This window comes from Vibrio sp. 2-2(8) (assembly GCF_963888495.1).
In the GTDB taxonomy this organism is placed as follows: domain Bacteria; phylum Pseudomonadota; class Gammaproteobacteria; order Enterobacterales; family Vibrionaceae; genus Vibrio; species Vibrio anguillarum.
This window is the reverse complement of the sequence record NZ_CAWPJM010000055.1, coordinates 1-14,059: the sequence shown is the minus strand read 5'-3', so window position 1 is coordinate 14,059 and position 14,059 is coordinate 1. Positions and strand designations below refer to the sequence as shown.

Here is a 14,059-nt window from a genome sequence, read left to right as displayed (position 1 = left end):
GAGAGCACATGGCGCTCATGCATTTTATAAGACCGCAGCGATTGTTATCATCAATATTAGCGTTGAGCTCCTTGGTGTGCGGCACCGCGTTTTCAGGCGCAATAGAGGATTTGGATAGTCAACGAGAGCTGTACGATCAAGCTCAGAGGTGGCTTGATGAAGATAAAGTTGATGAAGCTAAAAAAATTAGAAATAAGATCAAAAACTATCCATTGACGCCTTATCTGGATTATCGATCTCTGCTGGTCGATATTGGTAATAAACCGCCATTAGCGGTTCAGGTTTTTATCGATACACATCAAGATTTCCCGTTTTCAAACCGCATTCGAGCACCGTATCTAGATGCGTTGGCGGCGAAAGGAAAATGGGCTACCTTGCTTGATTTTCAAAAAGTGGAGCCGAATGATGAGCCTTATCGCTGTCATTACTATAATGCGCATTACCAAACAGGCCAGCGAGATATTGCGTTCAAAGGCGCACAAAAACTATGGCTCAGTGGCAGTAGCATTTCTGACGCCTGTGATCCACTCTTCACCGCATGGAGTGAGCAAGGCGGGTTAACCGATGACTGGTTGCTTAAACGAATGTTATTGGCGTTTGATGGGCGTAATTTAACGCTAATGAAATACTTACAGAAAAAATTAGTTAAGCCAAAATCACAGGCGACAGCGCAAGCGATGATGGATCTCTACCGCTCGCCAGAAAATGTGTTGACTTTTGCTAAACAATACACCGATGGCACGTTTAATCAGCAGTCGATTCAATTTGCGTTAGAAAAGCTAGCACGCCAAGATGCAAAGCTTGCGCAAAGTGTGTACCAAACTCTTCTCGATCAGAAAATACTGTCGGATGCTTATCAGCGTCCTATTGCAGAATATATAGCCAGAATATTGCTTGATACCGAGGAGCAAGCACTCGCAAACTGGCGAGATAGTGTGATAGCGCAAAGCTCAAACAGTCTTTTGCTCGAGCAGAGGATCCGCAAGGCACTGACCGTTGGTCGTTGGGATGAAGTGAAATTCTGGACAGAGCAGCTCCCCGCTGATGAAAAAGCCAGCTTACGTTGGCAATATTGGCTTGGGCGCGCTGATATTGCGTTGGGTGATGAAGCCAAAGGATTACAACGTTTAAATGCGATGATTGGGCAACGTAATTTCTACAGTGTCGCGGCCGCTAATATGGTGAAACAGTCAGTAAATTATCCCAGTACATCGATTAAGCTTAATCCCAATTTATTGACGCCGTATAAAAAAGCCTTAGTACGGATCCAAGAGTTGATTGAACGAGATAAAATCGCGGCTGCAAAAAGTGAATGGAAATGGTTACTCGATCGTGCAGATACAAAAGAAAAAGAGATGCTAGCAGCCTACGCCGACTCCCAACGTTGGTATAGTTTAACTGTGACAGCCTCTATTTCGGCGCGGATGTGGGACAACATGCAATTGCGTTTTCCATTAGCCCATCAATGGTGGTTTAACTTCTATGGCCAAAAACACGACATTGACCCAATTATGCTGATGTCACTTGCTCGTCAAGAAAGTGGAATGGATGTTGAGGCTCAATCGCCCGTTGGCGCTCGCGGTATCATGCAGATTATGCCGAGCACGGCTAAGTATACGGCTAAAAAATATCAGCTGACCTATAACGATGAGCAAGAGTTATATGAGGTGGGCAAAAATATCGAAATAGGCAGCCATTATTTAAATGGATTATTAGAGCAATACGGCGACAATCGAATTTTTGCATTTGCTGCCTATAACGCTGGGCCAAATCGCGTCAATCAATGGCGAGAGAAAACACAAGGCAAGTTAGATGCTTACGCTTTTATTGAAGCGATCCCTTTTCGGGAAACCCGCGGGTATGTGCAAAATATTTTGATGTTTGAGACTTACTATCGAGATTTGATGGGGATTGAAGGTGAATTTCTCAACCAAGATGAGCTCAATACAAAATATTAATTCCAATACGAAGTGAAAGTTCTACAATAGCGGAACGTATCACTTTGCGAGTACATTCATGCCACACCAACCTGAGTACACTGATTGGCAGCAGCTAATGGAATTGGTTAAATCAGCCACAGAGCAAGAGCAGCACGCAATGCTACTCACCATGATGATGACCCCAGATGAGCGAGATGCGCTCGTGGCGCGTGCGAACATCTTATGTGAGCTACTTAAAGGGGAGTTATCACAGCGGCAGATTAGCCAATTGCTCGGAGTAGGAATTGCGACCATTACGCGTGGCTCAAATGAGCTCAAAAGTAAATCAGAACAAGAAAAGTCGCAATTAGCCGCTCTGCTACTCAAGGTGTCTTAAGGGTTCCTTGAGTTTGCCAACCTTTTATAAATTAGCAGGGAAATGCTCTGGGTTGATAAAAGGGATTAACGCGAGGATCAATGCTTGATGGTAGACCGAGCTGCGAGTGAGTTGGTTATGAGTGAGCAGGCTGATCGCCCCACCTTTCTGTTTGATATTTTGGCAGTCAAACAGTTTATCCATCACATCGCCTAGCTCATTTTCATGGCTTAACAGCTTCAATACTTGAGGTGGTAGCATTAAGCTGGCTGAACGCGATTCTCCTCTATGAGTGGCGGATTCAATCACCATCCATGCAAAAGTCACTGTATTCTCAATGCCCGCTTCTAACCCGACGTAATAATCTGCCGTGGGATCTTGCTCTTTCGCATTTCGTACTCGGTTAAGTGCGCCTTGATGGGTTTCTTCATCTGTCATCGGTTGCTCCGCGACACCACTGGGCACACTCACCCCTTTAAATGAGAAAGTATCCTGCGGAAAGGTACTTTCAAATGCACTTTTGACTGCATTGATTTTGGCCGGGTTAAGAGAGGCAATGATCACATTTTTCATAAACAGCGTTTAACTCTTTTTGTTGTTGATACCATGAAACCAACGCATTTAATGGCATTGGTTTGGCAAAATAATAGCCTTGCATGAAATCACATTGGTAATCAGCAAGCCAATTATGCATCTCTTTACTTTCAATCCCTTCAGCTGTGACTTGCATTGATTGAGAGTGGCAAAGTTCGATCAAAGGCTTAATGATCTTGTGATTGTCAGTGGTGATGAGTGTATCTAAAAAAAGCCGATCGAACTTAATTTTTTGTACTGGATATTGCACCAATTGAGTAATGGAGGTGTAACCAGAACCGAAATCATCAATCGCCAATCCGTAGCCTAAATGCGATAGTTCGTGAAGCAGTGGAAAACCTTTTGAATTGGCAGAAAAAGTTTCTGTAATTTCAAAATCAATCAAATGGGGAGGAACTGCATTCTCCTGCGCATGTTTATGAATGTAATGAGCTAACTGTAAAGAGTTTAATTCTGCTGATGAAAGGTTAATCGATAACTGAACAGGGTGTTCAAACATCGCTTGCAGTGCATGGAACTCCTCGAAAGCTGAACGGACGACCCAGCGATCAATGTTGCCAAATAACCCGGTTTGTTCAGCTATCGGAATAAATTCTTTTGGTGAAATCGTACCGAGCAACTTGGATTCCCAACGAAGTAAAACTTCAAATCCTGAGACTGTATTGCCAGCACGATTTAAATAAGGTTGGTAGACCAAGCTAAATTCCTGATCAAAATCACCTCGGCGTAATGCTTGCTCAATATTGGCTCTGCGCTGAACACCCTTATTGAGCTCTGGCGAGTAGTAAGCTATTTGGTTCTTCCCGGCATTTTTTGCTTGATACATGGCCGTATCAGCATTAGATAATAATTTTTCTAAGGTATAGCCATCGGTTGGGTAGGTGGCTATGCCGATACTTGCTGTGATTGGGAAGTTCCCGAGTGGTGAATTGTGCTGATTTTGTAGTGGAGCCAGTAACTGGCTTGCAAATTCGCTTGCGGCTTGTTTAAAAGTACTAGGGGCAGAGATAAAAATTGAGAACTCATCCCCAGAGAGTCGAGCAGCTAAACTTTTAACTTGATACTTTTCAAAGGAAAAGTTGCGCAATGAGCCGATATGTTGTGCAAAATTGACTAACAATACATCACCAATCTGATGTCCATATTTATCATTGACGTATTTGAAATTATCTAAATCAATATACAAAACCCAGATGTTATCTGTGTGTCTTGCTTTTGCTAGCACTCTTTCTACCGATTGTTGAAAGTGGTGGCGATTGGCAAGTTTTGTTAAGTGGTCGTACTCGGCAAGTGCTTTTGTTTTCTTATATGTGGTATCAAGCTCCTGATACATATCGTAAAAACGAGAGGATAGCCGGCCAATTTCATCGTTACTCTTGAGAGTTTCGATATTGTCACGCTGCTTATTCTCTACTTCTTTCAATTGTTGATCTAATTGGGATATGGGCTTGATTACATGCCGGTATAATAAATACAAAAGCAGCAACACAGTCACTAGAGTCGATATTCCAAACGACAACGCTAACCGTTTTTTAATGGCATAAAGTTTGTCGTTAATTAGATACTGTGCAGGATCAAGCGTGGCATAAAGATCTGATTTTAATTCAACAGTTTGCGTTAATCCTACCTTTTTAATATCCGCTACGTCAGTGAAGAAAATGGTACTTCGGTTATCAAATTCTATTTTCTTCATCAGTCGATTAAAGGGTTCTAGTACGACGAAAACAACAACAAAGAAAATTTTATCGCGGTTATAGCTAAGCGGTGTCGTAAGTGTTTGAGTATCTAAAACATCATACCGAACTAGAATACCTTCACCGCTGGAATTTGTCGTATAGTCAACATAAGAGGTTTTCTGTGTGCTATCGAAAGTGTCTTGTATGTGGTTGAGAATTTTTGTATCGATTTTAGCGAAGGGGTCACCACTATTTTCGGCATAATAAAGAACATTTTTGCTGCCATCCAAAATCGATAACGCAATGAAATTATTCTCTTGTGATTGGAGAATGTCCAATGTTTGCTGAAAGTTATCAACCAGTTCTAACTCTCGATAAGGGTTGCGCTCATGTGCAACGTAGTGACGAATGATATCGCTTTTCGTGAGGGTGTAAGCGTAGCTATTCACCAGGTATTGGGTTTGACGAAAGTGACCCGCGAGTTTTTCCATACTCAGTTGAAGATAGCTTTCTTCTCTTTTCAGCAAAGCATCTTTCTGATTGGAGTAGATAATGTAACTAGATGCCACTGCACTGAGAAGAATAACCGGTGTTATCAGCAACAGAATTCTATTGTTGAGCTTCATGTTGTTCCAAAATACTGTTAATGATTTTTGCTCTCAAACTAATATCGGCAGGGAGCAATTCGCTATCAATAATGCCTTGCTCTAACAAAGCTGGGTTTGGAAATAATGATGCATCATTTCGGTAACTATCTGGCATTAAATTTAGGGCACTTAAGTTTGGTGTCGCAGCTTTAATATCTTTTGCATTTATTGCGGCAACTTCTGGGCTCAATAAGTGGTTTATAAACTCTTTTGCATGTTCTTTATTTTTTGAATTGCTGTTGATGGCTAAACAATCAACCCAAATATAGGGTCGGCCTTGCGGGGTGACAAAATCCCAATCATTGCTGCCAAAATACTTATTCAATGAAAATTGGTCACCGCTGTATGCGAGTGCCATATCTAAGCCATCACTGTCAGGATGGCTTCGGACGTAACTCAATATATATTCATAGGTTAAGATATTGCGATTCACGGATAGCATCTTTTGATAAGCCTGTTTCAGTGCATTATCGTTATTTGTAATTGGCGATTGTTGTTGGGCATACAATGCTGGCAACAGGGTTTCAACTGTATCGTGAAGCATCCCCACATGGCCTTGGAGTGCTGGTGGCATGTCGATGAGATCAGCCCAGTTTTTGGGTTTGGCTGGAAATTTACTTTTTTTGTAGACGATGCCTACGGTTCCCCAAAAGTAGGGAATGGCGTGGCTACCGCACGCTTGATTCCATTTCGTATCATTATGCTTTCTATTCGGTAGAGCACTCAGATCTTCAAAGGTGTTGAGCCGAGAGTAGATAAGAGCTGATACGTTATCTAACACTACAATATCAAAAGGTAGCTGGACACTTTTGACCATCAATAGACTGCGTTCATCGTCATTATCAAAATGATATAGATTAATATCGATGCCGCTACTTTGCCGCCATTGATCAACGATTTGCGGTGACATAGTGTCTTCCCACAAATAAATATTGAGCTCTGAGCTTCGAATGTGCGCTGAAATGCCTAGCAGAAATAGCATTAAAGCCAAAGGATGGATTTTCATCATGATATAAGTAGATGAACCTTATTTATTGGAAAAGGGCATCGTTCACAATGAAAGTGTCACAGATATCTTATGACGTGCGGAATATATTCCGTGAATTCAAAGTAGGCTGACAGCCCAAAACATAGTGATTAATTATGTGTGAAATGATTGGGCATTATATGAACTATGTTGATGGCTGTCAGCTGACTTCTGTCAAATATTTGACTTAAATGTGATTATTGAAGTTTTACTTGGGTCGGTTTAACATTTTCGCTTGGGTAGCAACCTAATACTTTTAAATGCTTAGTGATTTTTGTTAGCTCATTCAATGCTTGCTGCATTTCAATGGAATCAAGATGTGATTCAAGATCAACATAGAACATTTCTTCCCAAGGATTACCCATAATAGGTCTCGATTCCAATTTGGTCATATTGATGCCGTAGCGTTGCAGCACTAACAAGCTTTCAACAAGTGAACCAGCTTGTTGTGATGTCGACATGATTAATGTCGTCTTCGCTGGAATTTGAGTAGAGACTTCCACGGGTTTTCGCGCAACAACAATAAAGCGAGTCTGGTTTTCTGTTTGATTGGCGATATTAGATTTGATCGATTGTAAGCCATACAGTTTACCGCTAGAAGCATTGCCAATTGCGGCAACATCGTTGCGATTAAGCTGCTGTACTTTTTGCATCGCATCAGCGGTGCTCGCACAGGTTTCAAGTGTAACGCCTTTTAGGCGGCTTAAAAATTCGCTGCACTGCTGGTGGGGCTGTGGGTGTGAATAAAGGATTTTAAGCTCTTCCAAACGTAATTCAGAGGTGGCGACCAAGCAGTGCTCAATCGGTAAAGTGAGCTCACCGACAATGTACAAGGTAGTATGTTGCAGCAAATCATACACTTCGTTAATTGAACCTGAACTGGTATTTTCAATCGGCAATACCCCATAGTCAGCATGACCTGATTCAACTGTTTTAGTGACTTCTTTAAACTGATCGCAATTGAGTTCGATCAACTCTGTATTTTTACGACTGAAGTACTCACGGGTTGCAAGATGGGAGTAAGAACCTTTAGCACCTAAAAAAGCAACCCTTGCCAGCGGTTTGCGGCTTAGTTGCGGATTGGCTAGATTCTGCAAGTATGCTTGCTGTAGCAAGACGGAGTCTTCAATGATGGTATGAAATAGTTTAGTAATGTACTGAGCATCTAAATTGTATTTTTCTTTACCAGTATTAATCAATTTGACTAAAAGTTGCTGTTCACGTATTGCATCTCTCACTGGTTTTGCGGTTTCCACTTTGCTTTTAGCGACTTCAATGCTGAACTTTCGACGCTCTGCCAGTAGGTTTAGCAGTTGATCATCAAGCTCGTTCAGTCGCAAGCGGATCTCTTCAAGTGAATAGTGCTTTTCAGTCATAAAAATGTCCTTGTAAAAAAGCCTCCCAGTGGGAGGCTTCCTGTTCGTTTTTGACTTATCTTCTGTCAACGACCATGCCTCCAAGGTTATTGGAGAAAAAAGAAGTCAAAAAAGAACAGTGAGGTTAAGTGCATAAGAAGGTGATTTCTCTTTGAATGTAAAGACACAATAAGCAAGCAACCGTAGAGCGTCAAGCAAAAAAATAGCGCTTGAAAGCGCTATTTTTCATCATATTAAACTTTATTCAACTTCTTCTTCTACTTCCGGTTTGTCGGTACGACGAGCTTCCGGTTTATGGCGCAGTTTGTTGAGTTGGCGTTCTAATTTTTGTTCTACCTCATTGATAGCTGCGTAAAGATCTTCGTGGGTTGCAGAAGCGACTAATTGTCCTTTGGGTACCGTGATAATAGCTTCGAATCTTTTTTGTTTATTGGGCTCTTCACTAAAGCTAGCTTGGCATCCTATGATATCCACTTGCCATTTTTCTAGTTTTTTAAATTTGCTCTCAATGTGAGTGCGGATTGCAGAGGTGATGTCGATATTTTTACCAGTGATAGTTACTTTCATAGATGTTTTCCTCTGTTGCATCCCTCATGGGTTAACTTCAGATTACTGATTTAATACTAAAGTAATGTGATATAGATCACTTTATTGAATGTGATTTCAAAGGGCGAGTTTAAACGTGATCTCACGCAAAGAGTGCTGACAAAGAGTAAAGAAAAAGCTTGTGATTCCTATCAATCTGGATAGATTGGTTAAAAGATCAAGCTAAGAATTTCTCATTTTTAGGGTGTTTTTGCGGCCTAAAAAGAGCGCTGCTCATTTCTTATTCAAGTGTTTTTTGTGATCTTTATTCTAACGATGTTTTGAACACCTCCCTTTTTATTTCAGTTTTCCCTGCACCACTCATTTTCCAGCCGTCTTTTGCTGGCGTGTTATTATTCCCATCGACTCCAAATAAAAAAACCACTCAAAGCGTGAGTGGTTTTCATGGCGTACCTAAGCTTATTGCAAACTATTGTGGATTGAGTGCAATTAACTTTTGAGTTCTGGCAATGGCATCGTTCAGTTTGAGCTGTTTATACGCTTCCAACTGAATGTGTAATGATTTGCGAGCCGCTTCAGTGTCTGGATACGTTTTTTGTAGCTCCTGAGCACGGTTGATGGCCGCAATCCAAGATTCACGGCGTAAGTAAAAATCAGCTGTGGCAAGGTCATATTCAGCCAGCCTATTTTTTAACGCGAATAAGCGTTTATGAGCATCTTCTGCATAAGGGCTTGTTGGGTAGCGTTGCAGCAGTTTCTTAAAATCAGCAAACGCAGCTTTTACCGGTTCTGGATCACGATCCGCGCGATCGACATTAAATAGGTCATGCATGAAGTTGCGATCTTGCGCCATATGCGTCAAACCACGCATGTAGAGTACCCAATCCATTTTTTCATGGGTTGGATTCAAACGGGTAAAGCGTTCAATGGTCGCTAAACCTAACGCAAGATCATCGTTTTTGTAGTAAGCGTAAATAAGGTCAAGTTGAACTTGTTCTGAATACGCGCCGAAGGGATAACGTGAATCTAACGCCTCAAGTTTTTGAATGGCTGTTAACCAGTTACCACTTTGCAGTGAGGTTTGCGCTTCTGAGTATAATTCAGAAGGCGGCACATCAGGGACAATCTCTTCGCTGCTTGAACAGCCAAATAACAGTGATAATGCGAGTAAGCCTGATAAAGTGTGGTGTTTCATGACAGGAGTCGTTTCCTTGAATTAATGCTTCTTAATTGAGTGCGTAATCGCTTTACAAATCGTTTCGTTACTTTCTTAGCAGTAACAGATACAATGACGCCATATTTTATCCATACTAGACGCTATTAGTCTCACGGTTTTTAAAAAAGTTCGATATGGCTCAGCAGATTGAATTAACAAATACAGTAAAAGATAGCCAGTTAGGTCAACGTTTAGACCAAGCTGTCGCTGAATTATTCGCAGATTTCTCTCGTTCACGTCTAAAAGAGTGGCTTTTAGAAGGCAAAGTTCAGGTCAATGGTGAGGTGATCACTAAACCAAGAACGAAAGTCATGGGGGGAGAAATCATTACGGTCCAAGCCGAGCTTGAAGATGAAGAGCGTTGGGAAGCGCAAGATATACCTTTAAATATCGTGTATGAAGATGACGATATTATGGTCATCAACAAACCACGAGATTTTGTCGTTCATCCAGGCGCGGGTACTCCAGATGGCACAGTCTTAAATGCACTGTTGTTCCACTATCCAGCTATTGCAGAAGTACCTCGTGCGGGGATTGTGCATCGTTTGGATAAAGATACGACTGGTCTAATGGTGGTCGCTAAAACGGTTCCTGCACAAACACATTTAGTTCGAGCGTTGCAAAAGCGTAAGATTACGCGTGAATATGAAGCGATTGTGATCGGTACTATGACTGCTGGTGGGATGATCGATAAGCCGATTGGCCGCCACTCAACAAAACGTACATTGATGGCGGTAAGCCCGATGGGTAAACCAGCGGTAACTCACTATCGTGTGGCCGAGCATTTTCGTGAACATACGCGACTTCGTTTGCGTTTAGAAACGGGCCGTACTCACCAAATTCGTGTGCATATGTCATATTTACAGCATCCTTTGCTTGGGGATACCGCCTATGGTGGCCGCGCTCGCATTCCGAAAGGGGCAACGCAAGAGCTGACCGATATGATCCGTGGTTTTGATCGTCAGGCTTTGCATGCCGTTATGCTTCGACTTGAGCATCCTGTGACTGGTGAAATGCTAGAATTTCATGCGCCAGTACCTGACGATATGATCATTATGGCGGAAGCTTTACGCGTAGATACTAAGTTGAATAAAAAAGACGAGTTCTAATGCAGAAGATCATCCCTAACTGGAATGCACCTAAACATGTAAAAGCTTTCTCCTCGACTAGAGTCGGTGGCTTTTCGTTAGCTCCTTATCAAGGACTGAATTTAGGCATGCATGTTGGGGATGATCCTTTATCCGTTGAAAAAAATCGCCAATGGCTAACGCAGCAAGCGGCGATGCCCTCTGAACCTATTTGGCTTGAACAAACGCATTCAACACAAGTGCTAGAGGTTACTCAACCTACTCAGCAGATTCTGAGTGCCGATGGTGTTTTTACCCATCAGCATAATGTGGTTTGTTCTGTAATGACCGCTGATTGCTTACCTGTTCTACTCACTAATCACCAAGGCAGCGAAGTGGCTGCAGTTCATGCTGGTTGGCGCGGTTTAGCTAATGGGATACTCGAAAATGCGCTCGCCAAATTTTCTAGTGATATCCTAGCTTGGCTCGGTCCTGCTATCGGTCCTACGGCATTTGAAGTCGGTGATGATGTATACCATGCCTTTGTTGATCAAAATACCAAAGCAAAGGCTGCATTTTCTCTTCAAGAGAATGGAAAATGGCTAGCAAATATTGCACAGTTAGCCACGTTAAGGTTGCATCAATGCGGTGTTTCAGAAATATCAGATAGCGGCCTTTGTACCTTCCATAATCCTCATCAGTTTTATTCCTATCGACGCGACGGAATCACAGGTCGCCAAGCTTCATTTATTTGGATCGAAGAGTAACTTACGCAAGATCAATCTTCCCTAACTTGCCCCTTGAAAAAGCACTAGTGCGTAGCCATCTTTAGCTACGTAAGATTAGTTTCTCAATTAAGGTGAGGAAAGTTGGTATGCGTCTTGATCGATTTACAAGCAAATTTCAAATTGCCATTTCTGATGCTCAATCATTGGCATTAGGCCGTGATCATCAATATATCGAGCCTGTTCATTTGATGGTGGCATTGCTCGATCAAAATGGCAGTCCAATTCGTCCACTTCTTACTATGTTAAGTGTGGACGTTATGCAATTGCGCTCGAAGCTCAGTGAGATATTAGACCGTTTGCCAAAAGTTAGCGGTATCGGTGGTGATGTTCAGCTTTCTAGCGCAATGGGTACTATGTTCAATTTGTGCGATAAACTCGCGCAAAAACGGCAAGATTCCTACATTTCTTCGGAAGTATTTCTGCTAGCCGCACTAGAAGATAAGGGCGCGCTTGGTCAATTACTCAAAGAAATAGGGCTTACCGAGAAAAAAGTTTCTGAAGCAATAGAAAAAGTGCGTGGAGGTCAGAAAGTGAATGATCCAAATGCAGAAGAGCTAAGACAAGCGCTTGAGAAATTCACAATAGATCTAACTGAACGAGCGGAACAAGGCAAACTTGATCCTGTCATCGGGCGTGATGATGAAATTCGTCGCACCATTCAAGTATTGCAACGCCGGACCAAAAACAACCCCGTGATTATTGGTGAGCCCGGTGTAGGTAAAACGGCGATTGTGGAAGGGTTAGCGCAGCGCATTATTAATAATGAAGTACCAGAAGGTCTACGTGGTCGTCGAGTATTGTCATTAGACATGGGGTCTTTGGTCGCAGGGGCTAAGTATCGTGGTGAATTTGAAGAACGCTTAAAATCGGTGCTTAACGAGCTAGCGAAAGAAGAGGGTAATGTCATCCTCTTTATTGATGAGTTGCACACTATGGTCGGTGCAGGTCGAGGCGAAGGCGCAATGGATGCGGGGAATATGCTTAAGCCCGCTCTGGCTCGAGGAGATCTACACTGCGTCGGTGCGACGACTTTGGACGAATATCGTCAATATATAGAGAAAGATCCGGCACTTGAGCGACGTTTCCAAAAGGTACTGGTTGATGAGCCTAGCGTAGAAGACACAGTAGCTATTTTGCGTGGTTTGAAAGAGCGTTATGAGCTCCATCACCATGTGGAGATCACCGATCCCGCTATTGTTGCTGCTGCGAGCTTATCGCACCGTTATATTTCTGATCGCCAGTTGCCCGATAAAGCGATTGACTTGATCGATGAAGCCGCTTCAAGTATTCGAATGCAAATAGATTCAAAGCCAGAATCTTTAGATAAGCTTGAGCGCAAAATTATTCAGCTGAAAATTGAGCAACAAGCGCTAACGAATGAACACGATGAAGCGAGTGAAAAACGCTTACAGGTGTTAAACGAAGAGTTAAAAGTGAAAGAGCGCGAGTTTGCCGAGCTGGAAGAAGTTTGGAATGCGGAAAAAGCAGCTCTTTCGGGTACACAGCATATTAAGTCCGAATTAGAGCAAGCGCGTATGGATATGGATTTCGCACGTAGAGCGGGTGACTTGAACCGTATGTCAGAACTTCAATATGGCCGAATTCCTGAACTTGAAAAGCAGCTCGACCTTGCAACTCAAGCTGAAATGCAAGAGATGACTTTACTGCGCAACAAAGTAACTGATGTAGAAATAGCGGAAGTGCTTTCAAAGCAAACTGGTATTCCAGTTTCTAAAATGCTGGAAGCTGAGAAAGAAAAACTGCTGCAAATGGAGGATGCGCTGCATCAACGAGTTATCGGACAAGTTGAAGCCGTCGAAGTGGTATCAAATGCGATTCGCCGTAGCCGAGCTGGGTTATCTGATCCAAATAGACCGATTGGTTCCTTCTTATTCTTAGGGCCAACTGGTGTGGGTAAAACTGAATTGTGTAAAACACTCGCAAACTTTATGTTTGATAGTGAAGATGCCATGGTGCGAATCGACATGTCTGAGTTTATGGAAAAACACTCAGTAGCGCGATTAGTCGGCGCGCCTCCAGGTTATGTGGGCTACGAAGAGGGTGGCTACTTGACCGAGGCTATTCGTCGTAAACCGTACTCGGTTATCTTGTTGGATGAAGTTGAGAAAGCACACCCTGATGTCTTTAATATCCTACTACAGGTATTAGATGATGGGCGCTTAACTGATGGACAAGGACGCACAGTTGATTTTCGTAATACAGTGGTAATTATGACCTCAAACTTAGGGTCTTCGCAAATTCAAGAAAAATTCGCAAGCTTGGATTATGAAGGCATTAAAAAAGAGGTAATGGAGATTGTAGGTAAACATTTTAGACCAGAGTTCTTAAACCGAGTGGATGAAAGTGTAGTATTCCATCCGTTGGCGCAAGAACAAATTAAATCGATCGCTTCTATTCAATTAGCCCGTCTTGGTAAACGAATGGAAGAGAAAGGTTATCAGCTTGAGGTATCTGAAAAAGCGTTAGAGCTGATTTCTCAAGTTGGGTTTGATCCTGTTTACGGAGCAAGACCATTGAAACGCGCTATTCAACAAAGCGTTGAAAATCCATTAGCGAAAGAAATCTTGGCAGGAAGAATCCTACCGGATAAAAAAGTTAAGCTAGTTGTTAGCAATGACCAAATTATTGCTCATCAAGACTAAACATTCACATTCAAAAGGGCCAGAAATGGCCCTTTTTGTTGTCATCCCTAAACCACCGCCTTGGGCGGTGGTGATTGAACCTTGGGGCTATTGCCCGAAGGAGTGCCCATGCTAGAAGTAAACCTCTTATTCACCACAAGTAAGAGGAAACTAAAAACATGGGC

11 protein-coding genes and 1 other annotated feature are annotated in these 14,059 nt (G+C 42.4%); of the genes, 5 read left to right on the top strand and 6 right to left on the bottom strand.

Going from position 1 to position 14,059, the window contains the following annotated elements; translation table 11 throughout:
* Window positions 1-8: 8 nt before the first annotated feature.
* Window positions 9-1,958 (top strand): transglycosylase SLT domain-containing protein, encoded by a 1,950-nt coding sequence (locus AACV12_RS17530; RefSeq protein WP_141138032.1) that lies wholly within the window; start codon window positions 9-11, stop codon window positions 1,956-1,958.
* Window positions 1,959-2,016: 58 nt separating this feature from the next.
* The gene (gene trpR / locus AACV12_RS17525) at window positions 2,017-2,316 is read left to right on the top strand and encodes a trp operon repressor (protein WP_013857539.1); all 300 of its coding nucleotides are present in this window, start codon (window positions 2,017-2,019) and stop codon (window positions 2,314-2,316) included.
* 24 nt (window positions 2,317-2,340) lie between these two features.
* On the opposite strand, the gene yjjX is transcribed toward trpR, so the two are convergent.
* The 6 genes from yjjX to bamD all read right to left on the bottom strand — a co-directional run bounded on the left by yjjX (window position 2,341) and on the right by bamD (window position 9,356).
* Window positions 2,341-2,868, bottom strand: a complete 528-nt coding sequence (gene yjjX, locus AACV12_RS17520) for an inosine/xanthosine triphosphatase (protein ID WP_094124107.1) — start codon at window positions 2,866-2,868, stop codon at window positions 2,341-2,343.
* Complete coding sequence (locus tag AACV12_RS17515; RefSeq protein WP_170901098.1) at window positions 2,840-5,191, bottom strand: putative bifunctional diguanylate cyclase/phosphodiesterase; 2,352 nt, start codon at window positions 5,189-5,191, stop codon at window positions 2,840-2,842. The genes yjjX and AACV12_RS17515 overlap by 29 nt, the downstream gene beginning before the upstream one ends.
* Entirely contained in the window at window positions 5,175-6,221 is a 1,047-nt protein-coding gene (locus tag AACV12_RS17510; RefSeq protein ID WP_017042910.1) for a polyamine ABC transporter substrate-binding protein, read from the bottom strand. The genes AACV12_RS17515 and AACV12_RS17510 overlap by 17 nt, the downstream gene beginning before the upstream one ends.
* 215 nt (window positions 6,222-6,436) lie before the next feature.
* Window positions 6,437-7,615, bottom strand: coding sequence for a prephenate dehydratase (pheA, locus tag AACV12_RS17505; RefSeq protein WP_026028348.1), 1,179 nt, complete (start codon window positions 7,613-7,615; stop codon window positions 6,437-6,439).
* A gap of 12 nt (window positions 7,616-7,627) precedes the next feature.
* Window positions 7,628-7,746 (bottom strand) — a sequence feature (Phe leader region).
* A 109-nt stretch (window positions 7,747-7,855) separates the two neighbouring features.
* Window positions 7,856-8,182 (bottom strand): ribosome hibernation-promoting factor, HPF/YfiA family, encoded by a 327-nt coding sequence (gene hpf, locus AACV12_RS17500; RefSeq protein ID WP_026027341.1) that lies wholly within the window; start codon window positions 8,180-8,182, stop codon window positions 7,856-7,858.
* A 448-nt stretch (window positions 8,183-8,630) separates the two neighbouring features.
* Window positions 8,631-9,356 (bottom strand): outer membrane protein assembly factor BamD, encoded by a 726-nt coding sequence (bamD, locus tag AACV12_RS17495; protein ID WP_013857531.1) that lies wholly within the window; start codon window positions 9,354-9,356, stop codon window positions 8,631-8,633.
* 155 nt (window positions 9,357-9,511) lie between these two features.
* Here bamD and rluD point away from each other — a divergent pair, with 155 nt between their 5' ends.
* From rluD to clpB, 3 genes are all read left to right on the top strand, one after another.
* Window positions 9,512-10,486, top strand: a complete 975-nt coding sequence (gene rluD, locus AACV12_RS17490; protein WP_013857530.1) for a 23S rRNA pseudouridine(1911/1915/1917) synthase RluD — start codon at window positions 9,512-9,514, stop codon at window positions 10,484-10,486.
* Window positions 10,486-11,211, top strand: coding sequence for a peptidoglycan editing factor PgeF (gene pgeF, locus AACV12_RS17485; protein WP_026028074.1), 726 nt, complete (start codon window positions 10,486-10,488; stop codon window positions 11,209-11,211). Before rluD ends, pgeF begins: the two co-directional genes overlap by 1 nt.
* A gap of 107 nt (window positions 11,212-11,318) precedes the next feature.
* Entirely contained in the window at window positions 11,319-13,895 is a 2,577-nt protein-coding gene (clpB, locus tag AACV12_RS17480) for an ATP-dependent chaperone ClpB (protein ID WP_026027339.1), read from the top strand.
* Window positions 13,896-14,059: the final 164 nt, after the last annotated feature.

Bases quoted from the DNA above. Each gene is read 5' to 3' on its own strand.
- AACV12_RS17530 (WP_141138032.1), top strand. From the start codon at position 9: ATGGCGCTCATGCATTTTATAAGACCGCAGCGATTGTTATCATCAATA.
- trpR (WP_013857539.1), top strand. From the start codon at position 2,017: ATGCCACACCAACCTGAGTACACTGATTGGCAGCAGCTAATGGAATTG.
- yjjX (WP_094124107.1), bottom strand. From the start codon at position 2,868: ATGAAAAATGTGATCATTGCCTCTCTTAACCCGGCCAAAATCAATGCA.
- AACV12_RS17515 (WP_170901098.1), bottom strand. From the start codon at position 5,191: ATGAAGCTCAACAATAGAATTCTGTTGCTGATAACACCGGTTATTCTT.
- AACV12_RS17510 (WP_017042910.1), bottom strand. From the start codon at position 6,221: ATGATGAAAATCCATCCTTTGGCTTTAATGCTATTTCTGCTAGGCATT.
- pheA (WP_026028348.1), bottom strand. From the start codon at position 7,615: ATGACTGAAAAGCACTATTCACTTGAAGAGATCCGCTTGCGACTGAAC.
- hpf (WP_026027341.1), bottom strand. From the start codon at position 8,182: ATGAAAGTAACTATCACTGGTAAAAATATCGACATCACCTCTGCAATC.
- bamD (WP_013857531.1), bottom strand. From the start codon at position 9,356: ATGAAACACCACACTTTATCAGGCTTACTCGCATTATCACTGTTATTT.
- rluD (WP_013857530.1), top strand. From the start codon at position 9,512: ATGGCTCAGCAGATTGAATTAACAAATACAGTAAAAGATAGCCAGTTA.
- pgeF (WP_026028074.1), top strand. From the start codon at position 10,486: ATGCAGAAGATCATCCCTAACTGGAATGCACCTAAACATGTAAAAGCT.
- clpB (WP_026027339.1), top strand. From the start codon at position 11,319: ATGCGTCTTGATCGATTTACAAGCAAATTTCAAATTGCCATTTCTGAT.